Origin of the sequence: Agromyces allii, from assembly GCF_009749385.1 — a bacterium.
GTDB lineage: Bacteria > Actinomycetota > Actinomycetes > Actinomycetales > Microbacteriaceae > Agromyces > Agromyces allii.
This window is the reverse complement of record NZ_WBIN01000001.1, coordinates 62,344-75,926: the sequence shown is the minus strand read 5'-3', so window position 1 is coordinate 75,926 and position 13,583 is coordinate 62,344. Positions and strand designations below refer to the sequence as shown.

The window sequence follows — 13,583 nt, the reverse complement described above, 5'->3', positions numbered from 1 at the left end:
TCAGGCGTTCGCCTTCGCCTGCGTCGCCGCCGTGCGTTGGGCGGTCTCCGCGAGGCGCGGGGGTGCTGATGACCTCGGCCTCACGAGGACGCCGTTCGCCTGCACCTTCACCTCGTAGAGACCGGTCGCACGCACCAGGTCCGAGAGCTTCGCGTATCCCCAGTTGCGCGAGTCGAAGTCGGGTTGCTGCTTGCGGAGGAGCGACCCGACGGGTGAGAGCTTCGCCCAACCGCTCTCGTCGGCTGCGGTGCTCACCGCGGCCCGCAGCGCGATGACGAGTCGACCGTCGGCACGGAGGCGTTGCTGCTGGTCGATCTGCGGGACGGGCTGCACCGCCTGTTGCGCGGCATCCGTCTCCTTCGGCGCGTCGATGACCTCGAGGTACGTGAATCGGTCGCAGGCGTTGCGGAACGACTCGGGCGTCTTGCGCTCCCCGAACCCGTAGACCGTGATGCCCTGCTCGCGGATGCGGGCCGCGAGTCGCGTGAAGTCGCTGTCGGAGGACACGATGCAGAAGCCCGTGAACCGGCCGGTGTAGAGCAGGTCCATAGCGTCGATGATGAGCGCGCTGTCGGTCGCGTTCTTGCCCGTCGTGTTGGCGAACTGCTGGATCGGCTGGATGACATGTGCGCTGGCGGCAGCCTTCCAGCCGCTCAGATTCGTGCTGGTCCAGTCTCCGTACATGCGCTTGACCGACGACGTGCCGAATCGGGCGACCTCGGTGAGCACCGCCTCGATGCGCGCGGGGGAGACGTTGTCGGCATCGATCAGGACGGCCAGCAGGTCATTGGACTCGGGCATGTTGCACAGACTGGCAGGGGTGCGCGCCGCGGCGCTGCCCCGCATTGGCGGGGTTGCGGGCGAAGCCTCAGGCGATGTTCGGCACGCATCCAGCGGCCGCTCAGCGCGCTGAGACCTGCTCAGTTTGTCGGCTGCCGATCCATGAGATAGAGTCTTATCTCGGCGCGGAACACGGTTCCGAAGCCATTGGGGTATGGTGTAATTGGCAACACGGAGGTTTCTGGTACCTTTGTTCTTGGTTCGAGTCCAGGTACCCCAGCAGTGAAGAACCCCCGCTCAGGCGGGGGTTTTCGCGTATCCGGGTGCATTTCGATAGCGCTGCGCGATCCGTCCGGCGCGTGCCGTCTCCTTCCGCTCGGCCCGCCGACGCCGTCCGATCCGCCGACCGCGACCACCGTCGCCGTGCTCGCGGAGCGGCGCTCGACGGACGCCGCCTGCCCGTGCGCACGAGGCGTGCGCGCGACATCCGTTTGTCCACGGAAAACCGCGCGGTAACAGAGTTCGGCGCCGACCGGCCCCTCGATCTACAGTCGCTTCAGCGCACTGCATCGAGCATCAGGACCGTGAGCCGCGAGACGACCTCCCGGCCGGGCCGCCCGCTCGGTGGCGGCGCTTCGTCGTATCCGCACGCTGGAACCGAGCCCGGTTCCGCCCAGTCATTGGAGCTCACGCCATGAGTACTCGTCGCCGTCGCCTCGCCGGAGGAATCGCCCTGTTCGCCACCGCCGTGCTGATGGCCGGCTGCAGCAGCGCGGCAGGCGCCAGCGAGGGCGCGAGCGAGTCCGCTGAGGACGCTCCGAAGATCACCTTCCTGTACTCGCCCTACGCCGACTACGCCCCGTTCTTCCTCGCCGAGGAGAAGGGCTACTTCGAGGACGCCGGCGTCGACGTGGAACTCATCTCGAAGAGCGGCAGCTCGGGCGAGACCTACCAGCAGGTGTCGACCGGCAACATCACCGCCGGTGGTGCGACGTGGGGCGCCGGCCTCTTCAACGCGACCAAGGCGGGCGCGTCGCTCTCGGTGATCGCGAGCGTGTCGCGCATCCCCGAGGAGGGCAAGAACCCCTCGCCGATCCTCGCATCCGAGCAGTCGGGCATCACCGAGGCCGAGGAGCTCAAGGGCAAGAAGATCGGCATCCCTGGCGACGGCGGCTTCGGCATCTACTCGGTGGCCCTCGCACTCGAGTCGGCCGGACTCTCGCTCGACGACGTCGAACTCGTGAACCTCAGCCCCGGCGACATCCCGGCCGCGCTCGCGAACGGGTCGGTCGACGCCACCTGGTCGATCGAACCCATCTCGTCGGCCGTCATCGCCCAGGACCTCGGGCACGAGATCCTCGACGTGAGCTACCACGCGGGCGTCGAGCTCGGTGCGCTCGTGTTCAACACCGAGTACGTCGAGCAGCACCCTGCGGCCGTCGAGGCCTTCACCGCGGCCTACCTCAAGGCGGTCCACGAGCTCGCCGACGGCGGGTGGCAGGATGCCGACGACCAGGCCATCATCGCCCAGTACACCGACCTGCCCGTCGAGACGCTCACCGCGATCGGCCTGACCGTGCAGGACCCCGAGGGCACGATCGACTGGAGCGACGTCGCCCGCCAGGAGGCGTTCTTCCGCGACCGGGGTGCGCTCGAGTTCGACGGCGACTCGGGCATCGAGGACGTCTTCCGCGCCGACATCCTCGAGAAGGCCGCCGCCACCGCGGCAGACTCCGCCGAGTGATGAGCGGCCTCTCCGTCCGCAACCTCTGGAAGGCCTACCCGAGCGCGGAATCCAAGGACGACGTGCTGGTCGCGCTCGAGGACGTCTCGCTCGAGGTGCGCGAGGGCGAGTTCGTGTGCGTGCTCGGCCCGTCGGGCTGCGGCAAGAGCACGCTGCTCCGCATCGCGGCGGGCCTCGAGAAGCCGAGCCTCGGCACGGTCGAGACGCCGAGCCGCCCATCGGTGGTCTTCCAGGAGCACGGGGTGTTCCCGTGGCTGACGGTGGCCGAGAACATCGCCTATCCGCTGCGCCTGCGCCGTGTGCCGCGGGCGCAGCGGGCCGCCCGGGTCGCCGAGCTGCTCGACCTGGTGGGGCTCACCGAGTTCGCGAGCTACTACCCCGCGCAGATCTCGGGCGGCATGCGCCAGCGCACCTCGGTCGCCCGCGCGCTCGCCGACGACGGCAGTGTCCTGCTCATGGACGAGCCGTTCGGCGCGCTCGACGAGCAGACCAGGGTGGTGCTCCAGCAGGAGCTCCTGCGCATCTGGGAGCAGACGTCGAAAGCCGTGCTGTTCATCACGCACAGCGTCGACGAGGCGCTGACCCTCGCCGACCGCGTCGTGGTCATGTCGCACCGCCCCGGGCGCATCATCGCGGAGGTCGAGATCCCGTTCGGTCGGCCCCGCGACATCATCGCGCTGCGGCGCGACCCCCGCTACGGGGAGATCACCTACCAGCTCTGGAACCTGCTCGAGCGCGACGATGCCGCTCGAGACGACGACGAGGAGGTCGCCGCCTGATGACGACCGTCGACACGCGCGTCACGTCCGACCGCGACCAGATCACGGCACAGCTCGAGGACGCGGTCAGGGCCGAACGAGGGTCCGTCTGGATCCGCCGCCTCGGACCGTACACCCCGGTGTTCCTCCTCGTCGTGTGGGAGGTGCTCAGCCGCTTGGGCGTGCTCGATGCGCGCTTCTTTCCGCCGCCCACGGCGATCGTGGAGACCTTCATCGAGCTCCTGGTCTCCGGGCGGCTCATCACCGACGCGCTCATGACGCTCTCGCGCATCGCGGTCGGTTTCGTGCTCGGCGCGATCCCCGGACTCCTGCTCGGGCTCCTGCTCGGATCGGTGCGTTCGGTGCGGTTGCTCCTGGAGCCCGTGTTCTCGAGCCTGCTCCCGATTCCGAAGGTCGCGATCTACCCCCTGCTGCTCCTGATCTTCGGGCTCGGCGAGACGAGCAAGTACGTCATCGTCGCGATCGGCGTGTTCTTCTACCTGTTCTTCAACACGATGAGCGGTGTCATGCAGACGCCCCCGCTCTTCGACGACGTGGCTCGCGCGAACGGCGCGTCGCGCATCCAGCGCCGGTTCACGGTGTCGCTGCCGTACGCCCTTCCGTCGATCTTCACGGGCATCAAGCTCGCGACCGGCGGCGCCTTCGTCATCATCGCGGCATCCGAGTTCGTCGGCGCGCAGAGCGGGCTCGGCTACATGATCTGGAGTTCGTGGTCGACCTTCGCCGTGTCGAAGATGTACGTCGGCATCGTCACGATCTCGGCGCTCGGTTACGGTGCGACCGCCCTCGAAGGACTGCTGGAACGTCGACTGGTGCCATGGGTCAAGTACTGAACGCCCGCTCGATCGCCCGAGCCGAGGCCGTCGCATCGCTGACGGCGCTGTTCGCGCCGTTCGACGCCGATCCCGCCGATGTCGAGCGCGCATCGCTCTGGCTGCTCCAGGCCGAACTGCTCGGGCTTCCCGAATTCGGGGTCGGCATGCTCCGACGCGATCTCGATCGCCTCGACGCGATCGAGGGTTCGACGGATGCCGCGGCCGAACCGCCTGCTGAGGGCCGCGGTGCCGTGGCGGCGGCCGCGATCGACGCGTCGGCCGCGCCGGGAATCCTCGCGCTCGCCGCTGCAGTCCGGCTCGCCGAGGAGCGCGTGCAGCTCGCGGGCGCCGCGATCGTCGGCATCCGCGGTGCGGGCGCCATGGGGGTGCTGGGCTGCGCGGCCCGATCGCTCGCCCTCGGCGGCGCGATCGGCGTGGTCGCGGCGCAGTCGCCGGCCGCGGTCGCGCCGTGGGGGGCGACGACCGCCGCGATCGGCACGAACCCGCTCGCGATCGGCGTGCCGCGCGCGGCGCAGCATCCGCTCGTCGTCGACTACGCGAGCTCGCCCGTGACGCTTGCTGTGGTACGCCGTGCGCAGGCCGAGCAGGCTCCGCTCGCGGCAGGACTCCTCGTCGACCGCGATGGGCGCCCCACGACCGATCCGGCCGCGGTCGGCGCGATCCTGCCCGACAGTCTGCTCGGGTCCCTCACGGGCCTCGTGGTCGAGCTCGTCGCCGGCGTGGGCGTCGGCGGCCGGACGGCTGATGCCCGCCAGCCCGCCACCAGGGGTGCGATCGTGATCGCGTTCGACCCGAAGGCCGCGGGTGCGGTCGACGCGACCGGCGCCTCGGCACGGCTCGGCGAGGACTGGCGCGCAGCCGGCGGTCACCTGCCCGCCAGGTTCGATGCCCTGCCGCCGTCGCTCGACGCCCTGCCCGAGACGATCACCCTGACGACGGCGGCCGCCGAGTGGCTCGCCTCGATCGGCGGGGGAGCGGCGCGATGAGCCGGGGTGCGGATGCCGCGGCCGGCCGACCCCTCGACCTTGCCGTCTCCCCGCGATCCGGGCCGCTGTGGCAGCGCCGAGCCGTCGTCGTCGAGCATGCGACGCCCGGGTCGCTCGTCACCGTGCGTTCCGAGACGCGGCGCGGTACGACGGACTGGGCGGCCCAGGCCACCTTCCTCGCCGACGCCGAAGGGCGCGTCGATCTCGACCGCGACGCCCCGGTGTCGGGCGACTACCGGACGGCCGACTCGATGGGGCTGTTCTGGTCGCAGCGGCGCGAAGGCGACGGCACGGGCCCGAGCGAACCGGCCGACGTCGGCCTTCCGCTGCTCACCCGGTTGACGGCCCGCGCGGAGGCGGGCACCGGCTTCCTCGATGTCGACGGACCGGGCGCCGCCGGCATCGAGCACTCGAGCGTCGAGGTCGAGCAGTGGCTGCTCGCCGACGACGTCCAGCGCACGGAGATCCGACAGGACGGCCTCGTCGGCGCACGATTCCGCCCGACCGGTGCCGGGCCGTTCCCGACGGTGCTCGTGCTCAACGGCTCGGGCGGCGGCATCAACGAGGCACGCGCCGCGCAGTACGCGAGCCGAGGCATCCAGGCCATCGCGCTCGGATACTTCCGCGCGCCCGGCCTTTCCCCGTACATCTCGCGCACCCCGCTCGAGTACTTCGAGCGCGCCCTCGACCTCGTGAACACCGAGTTCGAGCCGGCCGGCGGCCGCGCCGTGGTCAGCGGCCAGTCGCGCGGCGGCGAGCTTTCGCTGCTGCTGGCGTCGACCTTCCCGGAGAAGGTGCAGGGCGTCGCCGCGTTCGTGCCGGGTGCGTTCGCATTCGGCGCGCAGGGCGCCGCAGACCCGGCCGACGGTTGGAACGGACCGGCCTGGACCCTCGACGGCGTCGAGCTCGAGCACCTCTGGAACGACAACCGCGAGGTGCGCTGGCAGCCTTGGAACGACGAGCCGCCGCCCACACGTCACTCCGACGTCTACGTCGACGGACTTCGCGATCGCGCGCTCGCCGCGGCATCGCGGATTCCGATCGAGCGATTCGCCGGGCCCGTCGCCTGCATCTCCGGCCTCGATGACCGTGCATGGCCCTCGAGCATGGCGTCCCGCATGGTCATGAGCACGCTCGAGCGCAACGGCCACCAGGCCGAGCGGCTCCACCTCGACTACGAGGACGCGGGCCACGGCATCGCGCTGCCGAACCTGCCGAGCACCGACATCGAGCGCGTGCACCCCGTCTCGGGCGTGCACTACTCGAACGGCGGCACGCCCGTCGGCAACGCGCGGGCGAGTGCGGACTCGTTCGAACGGGTCTGCGCCTTCATCGAGCGGGCCGCGGGCTCCCGATGACCCGACGACCGTCGACCCCCATCAGCACATCGCACGCGGAGCACCGCGAGAACCCAGAGAAGGAGCACTCCATGCCAACGATCGAACACCTCGTCGGACAGTGGCGGGAATGGCGTCACGCCCGCACGGCGGAGCTCGCGCGCCCCTACGGCTGGACTGCCCTCGTCGCCCAGTACTGGTTGACCGAGGGAGAGCAGGGCGCGACGTTCGACCTGCTGCCCGGCACGTGGGGTGTCGAACGGGGTCGGGTCCTCTTCACCCCTCCGGCAGACGGGCCCAGCCTCTCCGTCGACGGCGAGTACCCGAATGGACCGGTCGAGATCCGGCCCGGTCGCAACCAGACCTACGGGCACGGCACGAGCGCGCCCGTGTACTTCGGCGACCTCGAGGTCGAGACCATCGTGCGCACGAGCGACGGAGGCGAACAGCTGCACGCGATCCGCGTGCGCGACCCCCGGGCCTCGGCGGAGACCGATCTCTCGGGACTGACCGCCTACGACTACGATCCGGCGTGGCGCATTCCGGCGAGCTTCACGCCCGCCGAGCGCCGCGACATCGAGGCACCCACCGTCGAGACGGGCGTCCGCGAGACGACCGCCCGCATCGGCACCCTGCGCTTCGAGCACGGGGGCGCGTCGTACGACCTCGAGATCATCGGCAAGGACGCCGCGTACGGCGTGCAGCCGGTCGCGCATGTCCGCGACCTGACGAGCGGACGCACGACGTACGGCGCCGGACGCGTGATCGAACTGCAGTTCGCCGATCGCGACGCGCAGCGCATCGACCACATCGACTTCAACTACGCGACGGCCCTGCCGTGCGCGTTCACGAACTTCGTCACGTGCCCTCTGCCGCCTCGCGAGAACCACCTCGACTTCGAGGTGCTCGCCGGCGAGCAGCGGCCAGCGACCGACGTCGCGCGGGTGCTCACCTACGTTCAGCCGGCGAGCGCCTAGATCTGGTAGTCGCCCGCTTCGCGGAGTGCGCGGTCGCGATCGCGCCTGGCGGCACGCTCCTCTGCTGCGACCGCGTCGACGATCTCGACGAGGATCTCGAAGTCGGCGAGATGCGACTCGACGTCGACACCGCCGTTGATGTGGATGTGCCGTCTGTGTGCGCGCCGCCGCTCGAACAGCCGTGCCGGCAGCACGCTGATGCCCCGTTCCGCGAGCCGCGCGGTCACGGCGTCGTCGTCGGCGACCGGAATCCAGATCGAGGGCGCCGTCGTCGACGTCGAGACGTCGAGCCTGTTCGACCGCAGCCAGTCGCGGGCGGTCGCGTGGCGGCGGCCGTACTCGGCCGCCGAACGCGCGACGTGCTGCCGCGTGCCGGGATCCAGCAGCATCCACGCGAGCGAGTCCTGCAGCAGACGGCTCACCCACCGGTGCGAGTACGCGACCTGTTGGCGCACCCGTTCGACCGCGGCGGCCGACCCGCCGAGCAGGGCGACCTGCACATCGGGGCCGTGCGAGGAGCCGAACCCGTCGATGAGCAGCGTGGTCTCGGGTAGCGACCGACCGAGTGTGCGCCGCTCTTCGTGCAGGAGCGCGAAGTTGTCGAGCTCGATCGCGAGGGTGCCGCTCGGCTGCAGGACGGCCGCCGCGGCAGACAACCACTCGTCGTCGACGTTCGCACCCGTCGGCGAATGGCCGTTCGGCTGGTACAGGAACGCCTTCGCCCCCGCGCGCACCGCGCGGCCGAGTTCCCGCAGGTCGGGTCCACGCTCGCGCCAGGCGATCGGGAGCACGCGCAGGCCCAGGCGGTCGACGATGTCGAGGACGCGGGGCACGCTCGGATCCTCGACCGCGACGGTCTCGCCACGTTGCACGAGCGCGAGCAGCGCCTGCTCGACCCCGTCGATGCCGCGATGCACGGCCATGACGTCTTCGACGGCGAACGGCCAGTGCGCGCGAGCGGCCTCGCGGAGTCGCGCCGTCGCGGCCGGGGGATCGCTCAGGTTGAGATCGGGCGTCTCCGCGGCCACCCGGGCGAAGACGCTGCGCACGTCGGGGAGGAGCGTCGGGTCGGGCAACGGTCGCCCGAGGTCCGACTCGCCGGCGTCGGCCGCGGTCACGAGCTGGGCGAACCGCACCGGGTGCGGCGATGACCGCGGACCCATCACCACCGTGCCGCCGCGGGTCCTCGTCTCGATCAGTCCGCGTTCGCGGAGCGAGCTCCACGACTGCCCGACGGCGGACGGGCTCATGCCGAGCGCCTGCGCGATGGTCCGGATGGGCGGCAGCTTCATGCCGGGTCGGAGCTCGCCCGAGGAGATGAGCGTGCCGATGGTCTGGGCGAGGCGTGCGGAACCCGTGTTCGCGACGCTGCTCGCGAGACGGGCGACCAGGCCTTCGGCATCCATATGCTCCAGTCCACCACACGCGGGACCGGGCAGGCCGACCCGTCGAGGTCGCCCGGGCCGCTTTGCGGGTCGAACCCGACCACCGCGGTTCGCGCGTTGCCCGGTCGCGGTCGCGGCGAGCCCGGCGTACCCTCGTCGGCATGTGCCGGAACATCAGGGTGCTCCACAACTTCGAGCCGCCGACCACCGATGACGAGGTGCGCGAGGCCGCACTGCAGTTCGTGCGCAAGGTCAGCGGGTCGACGCATCCGTCCCGCGCGAACACCGAGGCGTTCGATCGCGCGATCGACGAGATCGCGGAGGCGACGCGCAGGATGCTCGACGGGCTCGTCACGAACGCGCCTCCGAAGAGCCGCGAAGCCGAGGCGATCAAAGGTCGTCAACGGCATGAGAAGCGAATGGAACGCGAGGTGCGGATCCGCACTGCGACAGCGTGACGGCGACTCCGTGGAGCCCTCCGGACCACGGGGCGAGGTGGCTCGGCGCGCCCGAGATCGCAGGTGCTGGACATGCACCCCGACGTGAGGTTCCATTGAGGTGACCACGGTCGTTCGCCCCTACCGAACGACGGGTCGGTTCGGGGGGTGAGTGTGACGGAACGCAACAAGCGCAACCGCGACTTCGCGGAGACGCGGACGCCGTTGGGTGTGCTCGGCGGTGTGCTCGGTCTGATCGTGGCGAGCTCGATGGCGGCCGCGCTGATCGTCGTCGGGGTGACTCCGGCGCTCGCGACCGTCGGCATGGCGGCATCCGGAACCATCGACACGTTCGAACGGTTGCCCGGGTACCTCAAGATCGGCGATCTCTCGCAGAAGAGCAACATCTACGCGACGCGCTCCGACGGCAGCACGGTGCTGCTCGCGTCGTTCTACGACCAGAACCGGGTCGAGGTCGGGTGGGATCAGATCAGCCCGTTCGTGAAGGATGCCACCGTCGCCGGTGAGGATCCGCGATTCTACGATCACGGCGGCGTCGACCTGCAGGGCACGATCCGCGCGGCCTTGACGACGGCGGCCGGCGGTGCGACGCAGGGCGGGTCGTCGATCGCGCAGCAGTACGTCAAGAACGTCCGTGTGCAGCAGTGCGAGCGCGAGGCCGACACCACCGCGTTCAGCGACATGACCGATGACGAGGTCGCGGCACTGACCGGCGACGAACGGTTCGCGCTGGTCGAAGAGGAGCGGCTCGCGTGCTACGACAGCGCGACCGAGACGAGCATCGATCGCAAGCTCAAGGAGATGCGGCTCGCGATCGGCGTCGAGAAGCGCTACACGAAGAACGAGATCCTGCTCGGGTACCTGAACATCGCGGGCTTCGGCGGAACGGTGTACGGCATCGAAGCCGCCGCCAATTACTACTTCAACACGACCGCGGCGAACCTCACGCTGCCGCAGGCGGCCTCGCTCGTCGCCATCGTGAACAACCCCGTGAAGTTCCAGCTCGACAAGCCCGACAGCGAGACGAACGGCGCGGCCAACGGGTACGCCGCGAACCGCGATCGCCGCGACTACCTCCTGCGACAGATGCTCCGCGAGAAGAAGATCACGGAGCCGCAGTATGCGGAGGCGATCGCGACCGCGGTCGAACCCTCGCTCAACGAGCCGAGCACCGGATGCCAGACCGCAGGCGGGTCCGCGTTCTTCTGCGACTACGTGAAGCACATCCTCCAGAACGACCCCACGTTCGGCGACGACGACGAAGCGCGCATGCTGAACTTCCGTCGCGGGGGATACCAGATCTACACGAGCCTCGACCTCGACCTGCAGTACGCCGCCGAGAAGGCGATCAACGACAACGTTCCGTCGACCTTCCCCGGGTGGGACGTCGGCGCGGTGATCTCCAGCGTCGAGGTCGGCACCGGGCGCGTGCTCGCCATGGCCCAGAACAAGCTGTACAGCCAGGACCCCGAGGTCGTGGCCGGGCATCCGTTCGTCACCGGCATCAACTACAACACCGACTACGACTACGGCGGCTCGAGCGGATTCCAGCCCGGATCGTCGTACAAGGTGTTCACGCTCGCCGAATGGCTCGCCGAAGGGCATGCGCTGACCGAGCGCGTCAACTCGAGCCGCAAGAGCAATTGGGGTGCGTTCAACGACAGCTGTCTCGGCACGCAGTACGCCGACCCGGGGTGGAATCCCCGCAACGACGCGAATGAGGCGGGCGGTAACTACAGCGCGCTGGAGTCGACCATCGGGTCGATCAACACCGGCTTCCTCGGCATGGCCAAGCTCATCGACCAGTGCGGAATCGCGCAGAAGGCCCAGGCGTTCGGCGTGCACCGGGCCGACGGCAATCCGCTCGTGCAGTACCCGTCGGCGGTGCTCGGGATCAACGAGGTCGCGCCCCTCAGCATGGCGGTCGCGTTCGCAGGGATCGCGAACGACGGCGTCGCCTGCACGCCCATCGCGATCGACCGCATCGTCGGCGCCGATGGCGAGGAGATCACGCCTCCGAAGTCGACGTGCGCGGCGGCGGTGACCCCCGAGGTGGCCGGCGCGATGCACTACGCGATGTCGCGCGTCATGTCGAACGGCACCGGCCAGCAGTCGAGTGCGGCGACCGCGCCGTGGGTTCCGCTGATCGGCAAGACCGGAACCACCGATGGTGCGAAGGACACGTGGATGGTCGGGGCGAGCACGAGGGTCGCGACCGCAGCAGCGGTCGTCAGCGTGAACGGAGATGCGAATCAGCGCGCCATCTCGTTCGATTCGGGATCGGCCGCCACCGCCCGTCACCGCATGTGGCCGATCGTGATGTCCGCGGCCAACGCGAAGTACGGCGGCGGCGAGTTCCGCATGGACGGTCCGGGCCCGGTGGCGCCCTACACCTCGCCGTCCCCGTTCGACGATGTACCCCAGTACGTGCCGCCGGCACCTGCACCCGCACCGGCTCCGGCGCCGGCTCCTCCCGCGCCTTCCCCCGACACGGGCGGACAGGGCGACGGCGGGAACGGGAACGACGGGGGCAGAACCCTCGAACCCCGCGACGACGAGGGGCGCGGCGGGCCGAACGGCGACGACTGATCCGGTCGCGCACCGGCCGTGGTCCTCACGGCCGGTGCGTCGGCCCGGGCGGCTCGGTCGCGCGTCAGAAGTCCAGCGTGTCGCCCGGCTCGAGCCGCACGTACTCGCCGCCCGACTGCTCCACGGCCCACGCGAGACGCGCGTGCGAGAGGTCCTTGCCGAACTGCGAGAGCACCATCTCGTGCGTCGCGAACACGCGCTTGGGCGCAACGGCCTGCACGTACTCCATCGACTCGGAGATCTTCATCCAGGGTGCGCCGGCCGGCGCGGCCAGCAGGTCGACATCGAGGCCAGGGGGCACGACGAAGGAATCGCCCGCGTACGCGAACGCCTCGTTCACGATCACGCCGAGGTTGTCGATGATGTCGATCGACGAGTGGATCTCGGCATGGCGGCCGCCGAAGAACCGCAGATGGAACGGGCCGATCTCGATCACGTCATCGGGGGCGACGGTCTCGATCGGGAAGTCGGATGCCGCGGCCGCGACCCCGGCGGGCCCGAACAGCCGCACGTCGGGACTCGCGTCGATGATGCGCCGCAGCTGGTCGGGGCTCCAATGGTCGGCGTGCTCGTGGGTGATCACGACCGCGACGGCGCCCGTGGCATCCGTGATCGGCGTGGTGTAGTTGCCGGGGTCGACGAAGAGCCGATCGCCCGAGTCTTCGATCACGAGAGCGGCATGTTCGAGTTTCGTCAGGCGCATGCTCCGAGCAAACACCGGTTCGCGCGTGCGATGCAAGCCCGCGCGCCTGCCAGAATCTCTGCATGACCCGAAGCCCCAAGCGCGTGATCGTCGCGGTGAACCCGTCCGCCTCGTTCGGACGGCATCGTGATGTCGGCTCGATCGCGGTCGCGCGGCTGATCGAGGCCGGTCATGAGGTCGTGCTGCTGCAGGAGGCCAACTTCGAGCTGCTCCGACGTGAGACCGAGCACGCCTTCGCCCGCGGAACCGATGCGCTCCTGGTGGTGGGCGGCGACGGCATGGTCTCTCTCGCCGTCAACATCGTCGCCGGCACGGGCGTGCCGTTCGGCGTCGTCGCCGCCGGAACCGGCAACGACCTCGCACGGGGACTCGGACTCCCGTTCGAGGATCCGCTCGCCGGCATCGAGGTGCTGCTGGAAGCCCTCGAGCGGGAGCCGCGCACCATCGACGCCGGCGTGGTCCGTCGCGGCGACTCGGCGCCCGTGTGGTTCGCGGGCATCGTCTCGGCGGGCTTCGACGCGCTCGTGAATGAGCGTGCGAACCGCATGACCCGCCCCCGGGGGCCGAGTCGCTACACGATCGCGCTCGTGCGCGAACTCGCGACCTTCCGTCCGCGTTCATACACGATCACGATCGACGGCGTGCGCCGTGAGCAGAAGGCCATGCTCGTCTCGGTGGCGAACGGCTCGTCGATCGGCGGCGGCATGAAGCTCGTGCCGCATGCCGATCTCTCCGACGGGCGGCTCGACGTGTTCATCGTGCACCCGATCTCCCGGGCCAGGCTCATCGCGGTGTTCCCGAAGGTCTTCCGGGGCGAGCACACCGACCACCCGGCCGTCGAGTTCGTCTCGGCGCACCGGGTCTCGCTCGATGCGAGCGACGTCGCGGCCTACGCCGACGGCGAGCGCGTCGGGGTGCTGCCCATCGAGGTCGAGGTGGTGCCCGGGGCGCTCCGAGTGTTCGTCTGAGCGATCGGATGCCGCGGGGTGCTCGAGCCCCGGCCCGATTT

Annotated in this window: 12 protein-coding genes and 1 tRNA gene; 10 read left to right on the top strand and 3 right to left on the bottom strand. The window is 70.0% G+C overall.

The genetic code is table 11. The annotated features are described in order from the left end of the window. Complete coding sequence (locus GQR16_RS00305) at positions 1 to 801, bottom strand: NYN domain-containing protein (protein ID WP_157413173.1); 801 nt, start codon at positions 799 to 801, stop codon at positions 1 to 3. Between the two features lie 187 nt (positions 802 to 988). On the opposite strand from GQR16_RS00305, the gene GQR16_RS00300 reads away from it, so the two are divergent. The 7 genes from GQR16_RS00300 to GQR16_RS00270 all read left to right on the top strand — a co-directional run bounded on the left by GQR16_RS00300 (position 989) and on the right by GQR16_RS00270 (position 7,439). After that, positions 989 to 1,060, top strand: a tRNA-Gln gene (locus tag GQR16_RS00300). Between the two features lie 414 nt (positions 1,061 to 1,474). Further along, positions 1,475 to 2,524 carry an ABC transporter substrate-binding protein gene (locus GQR16_RS00295; protein ID WP_211373395.1) on the top strand — a complete coding sequence of 350 codons (1,050 nt, stop codon included), beginning with the start codon at positions 1,475 to 1,477 and terminating at the stop codon, positions 2,522 to 2,524. Continuing rightward, positions 2,524 to 3,303, top strand: a complete 780-nt coding sequence (locus GQR16_RS00290; RefSeq protein ID WP_157413172.1) for an ABC transporter ATP-binding protein — start codon at positions 2,524 to 2,526, stop codon at positions 3,301 to 3,303. Before GQR16_RS00295 ends, GQR16_RS00290 begins: the two co-directional genes overlap by 1 nt. Next, positions 3,303 to 4,136, top strand: a complete 834-nt coding sequence (locus GQR16_RS00285) for an ABC transporter permease (RefSeq protein ID WP_157413171.1) — start codon at positions 3,303 to 3,305, stop codon at positions 4,134 to 4,136. Before GQR16_RS00290 ends, GQR16_RS00285 begins: the two co-directional genes overlap by 1 nt. Beyond that, positions 4,121 to 5,125, top strand: coding sequence for an Ldh family oxidoreductase (locus GQR16_RS00280; protein WP_157413170.1), 1,005 nt, complete (start codon positions 4,121 to 4,123; stop codon positions 5,123 to 5,125). The genes GQR16_RS00285 and GQR16_RS00280 overlap by 16 nt, the downstream gene beginning before the upstream one ends. Next, complete coding sequence (locus GQR16_RS00275; RefSeq protein ID WP_157413169.1) at positions 5,122 to 6,483, top strand: acyl-CoA thioesterase/bile acid-CoA:amino acid N-acyltransferase family protein; 1,362 nt, start codon at positions 5,122 to 5,124, stop codon at positions 6,481 to 6,483. The genes GQR16_RS00280 and GQR16_RS00275 overlap by 4 nt, the downstream gene beginning before the upstream one ends. A 71-nt stretch (positions 6,484 to 6,554) precedes the next feature. After that, the gene (locus GQR16_RS00270; RefSeq protein WP_157413168.1) at positions 6,555 to 7,439 is read left to right on the top strand and encodes a DUF1684 domain-containing protein; all 885 of its coding nucleotides are present in this window, start codon (positions 6,555 to 6,557) and stop codon (positions 7,437 to 7,439) included. Here the strand turns inward: GQR16_RS00270 and GQR16_RS00265 are convergent. Next, complete coding sequence (locus GQR16_RS00265) at positions 7,436 to 8,845, bottom strand: GntR family transcriptional regulator (protein WP_157413167.1); 1,410 nt, start codon at positions 8,843 to 8,845, stop codon at positions 7,436 to 7,438. The two genes, GQR16_RS00270 and GQR16_RS00265, sit on opposite strands and share 4 nt — an antisense overlap. A 140-nt stretch (positions 8,846 to 8,985) precedes the next feature. On the opposite strand from GQR16_RS00265, the gene GQR16_RS00260 reads away from it, so the two are divergent. Together GQR16_RS00260 and GQR16_RS00255 are read left to right on the top strand one after the other, a co-directional pair. Beyond that, entirely contained in the window at positions 8,986 to 9,282 is a 297-nt protein-coding gene (locus GQR16_RS00260) for a DUF2277 domain-containing protein (protein WP_157413166.1), read from the top strand. Positions 9,283 to 9,429: 147 nt separating this feature from the next. Beyond that, on the top strand, positions 9,430 to 11,871 hold the full coding sequence (locus GQR16_RS00255; RefSeq protein WP_157413165.1) for a transglycosylase domain-containing protein: 2,442 nt from the start codon (positions 9,430 to 9,432) through the stop codon (positions 11,869 to 11,871). A 64-nt stretch (positions 11,872 to 11,935) separates the two neighbouring features. On the opposite strand, the gene GQR16_RS00250 is transcribed toward GQR16_RS00255, so the two are convergent. Continuing rightward, positions 11,936 to 12,574 (bottom strand): MBL fold metallo-hydrolase, encoded by a 639-nt coding sequence (locus tag GQR16_RS00250; RefSeq protein WP_157413164.1) that lies wholly within the window; start codon positions 12,572 to 12,574, stop codon positions 11,936 to 11,938. Positions 12,575 to 12,636: 62 nt separating this feature from the next. On the opposite strand from GQR16_RS00250, the gene GQR16_RS00245 reads away from it, so the two are divergent. After that, positions 12,637 to 13,542 (top strand): diacylglycerol/lipid kinase family protein, encoded by a 906-nt coding sequence (locus GQR16_RS00245; protein ID WP_157413163.1) that lies wholly within the window; start codon positions 12,637 to 12,639, stop codon positions 13,540 to 13,542. The last annotated feature ends 41 nt before the right edge of the window (positions 13,543 to 13,583 follow it).

Excerpts from the sequence above, each read along its gene's own strand:
- GQR16_RS00275 (WP_157413169.1), top strand. The coding sequence starts at position 5,122 with ATGAGCCGGGGTGCGGATGCCGCGGCCGGCCGACCCCTCGACCTTGCC.
- GQR16_RS00250 (WP_157413164.1), bottom strand. The coding sequence starts at position 12,574 with ATGCGCCTGACGAAACTCGAACATGCCGCTCTCGTGATCGAAGACTCG.
- GQR16_RS00280 (WP_157413170.1), top strand. The coding sequence starts at position 4,121 with ATGGGTCAAGTACTGAACGCCCGCTCGATCGCCCGAGCCGAGGCCGTC.
- GQR16_RS00265 (WP_157413167.1), bottom strand. The coding sequence starts at position 8,845 with ATGGATGCCGAAGGCCTGGTCGCCCGTCTCGCGAGCAGCGTCGCGAAC.
- GQR16_RS00295 (WP_211373395.1), top strand. The coding sequence starts at position 1,475 with ATGAGTACTCGTCGCCGTCGCCTCGCCGGAGGAATCGCCCTGTTCGCC.
- GQR16_RS00270 (WP_157413168.1), top strand. The coding sequence starts at position 6,555 with ATGCCAACGATCGAACACCTCGTCGGACAGTGGCGGGAATGGCGTCAC.
- GQR16_RS00260 (WP_157413166.1), top strand. The coding sequence starts at position 8,986 with ATGTGCCGGAACATCAGGGTGCTCCACAACTTCGAGCCGCCGACCACC.
- GQR16_RS00305 (WP_157413173.1), bottom strand. The coding sequence starts at position 801 with ATGCCCGAGTCCAATGACCTGCTGGCCGTCCTGATCGATGCCGACAAC.
- GQR16_RS00285 (WP_157413171.1), top strand. The coding sequence starts at position 3,303 with ATGACGACCGTCGACACGCGCGTCACGTCCGACCGCGACCAGATCACG.
- GQR16_RS00290 (WP_157413172.1), top strand. The coding sequence starts at position 2,524 with ATGAGCGGCCTCTCCGTCCGCAACCTCTGGAAGGCCTACCCGAGCGCG.
- GQR16_RS00245 (WP_157413163.1), top strand. The coding sequence starts at position 12,637 with ATGACCCGAAGCCCCAAGCGCGTGATCGTCGCGGTGAACCCGTCCGCC.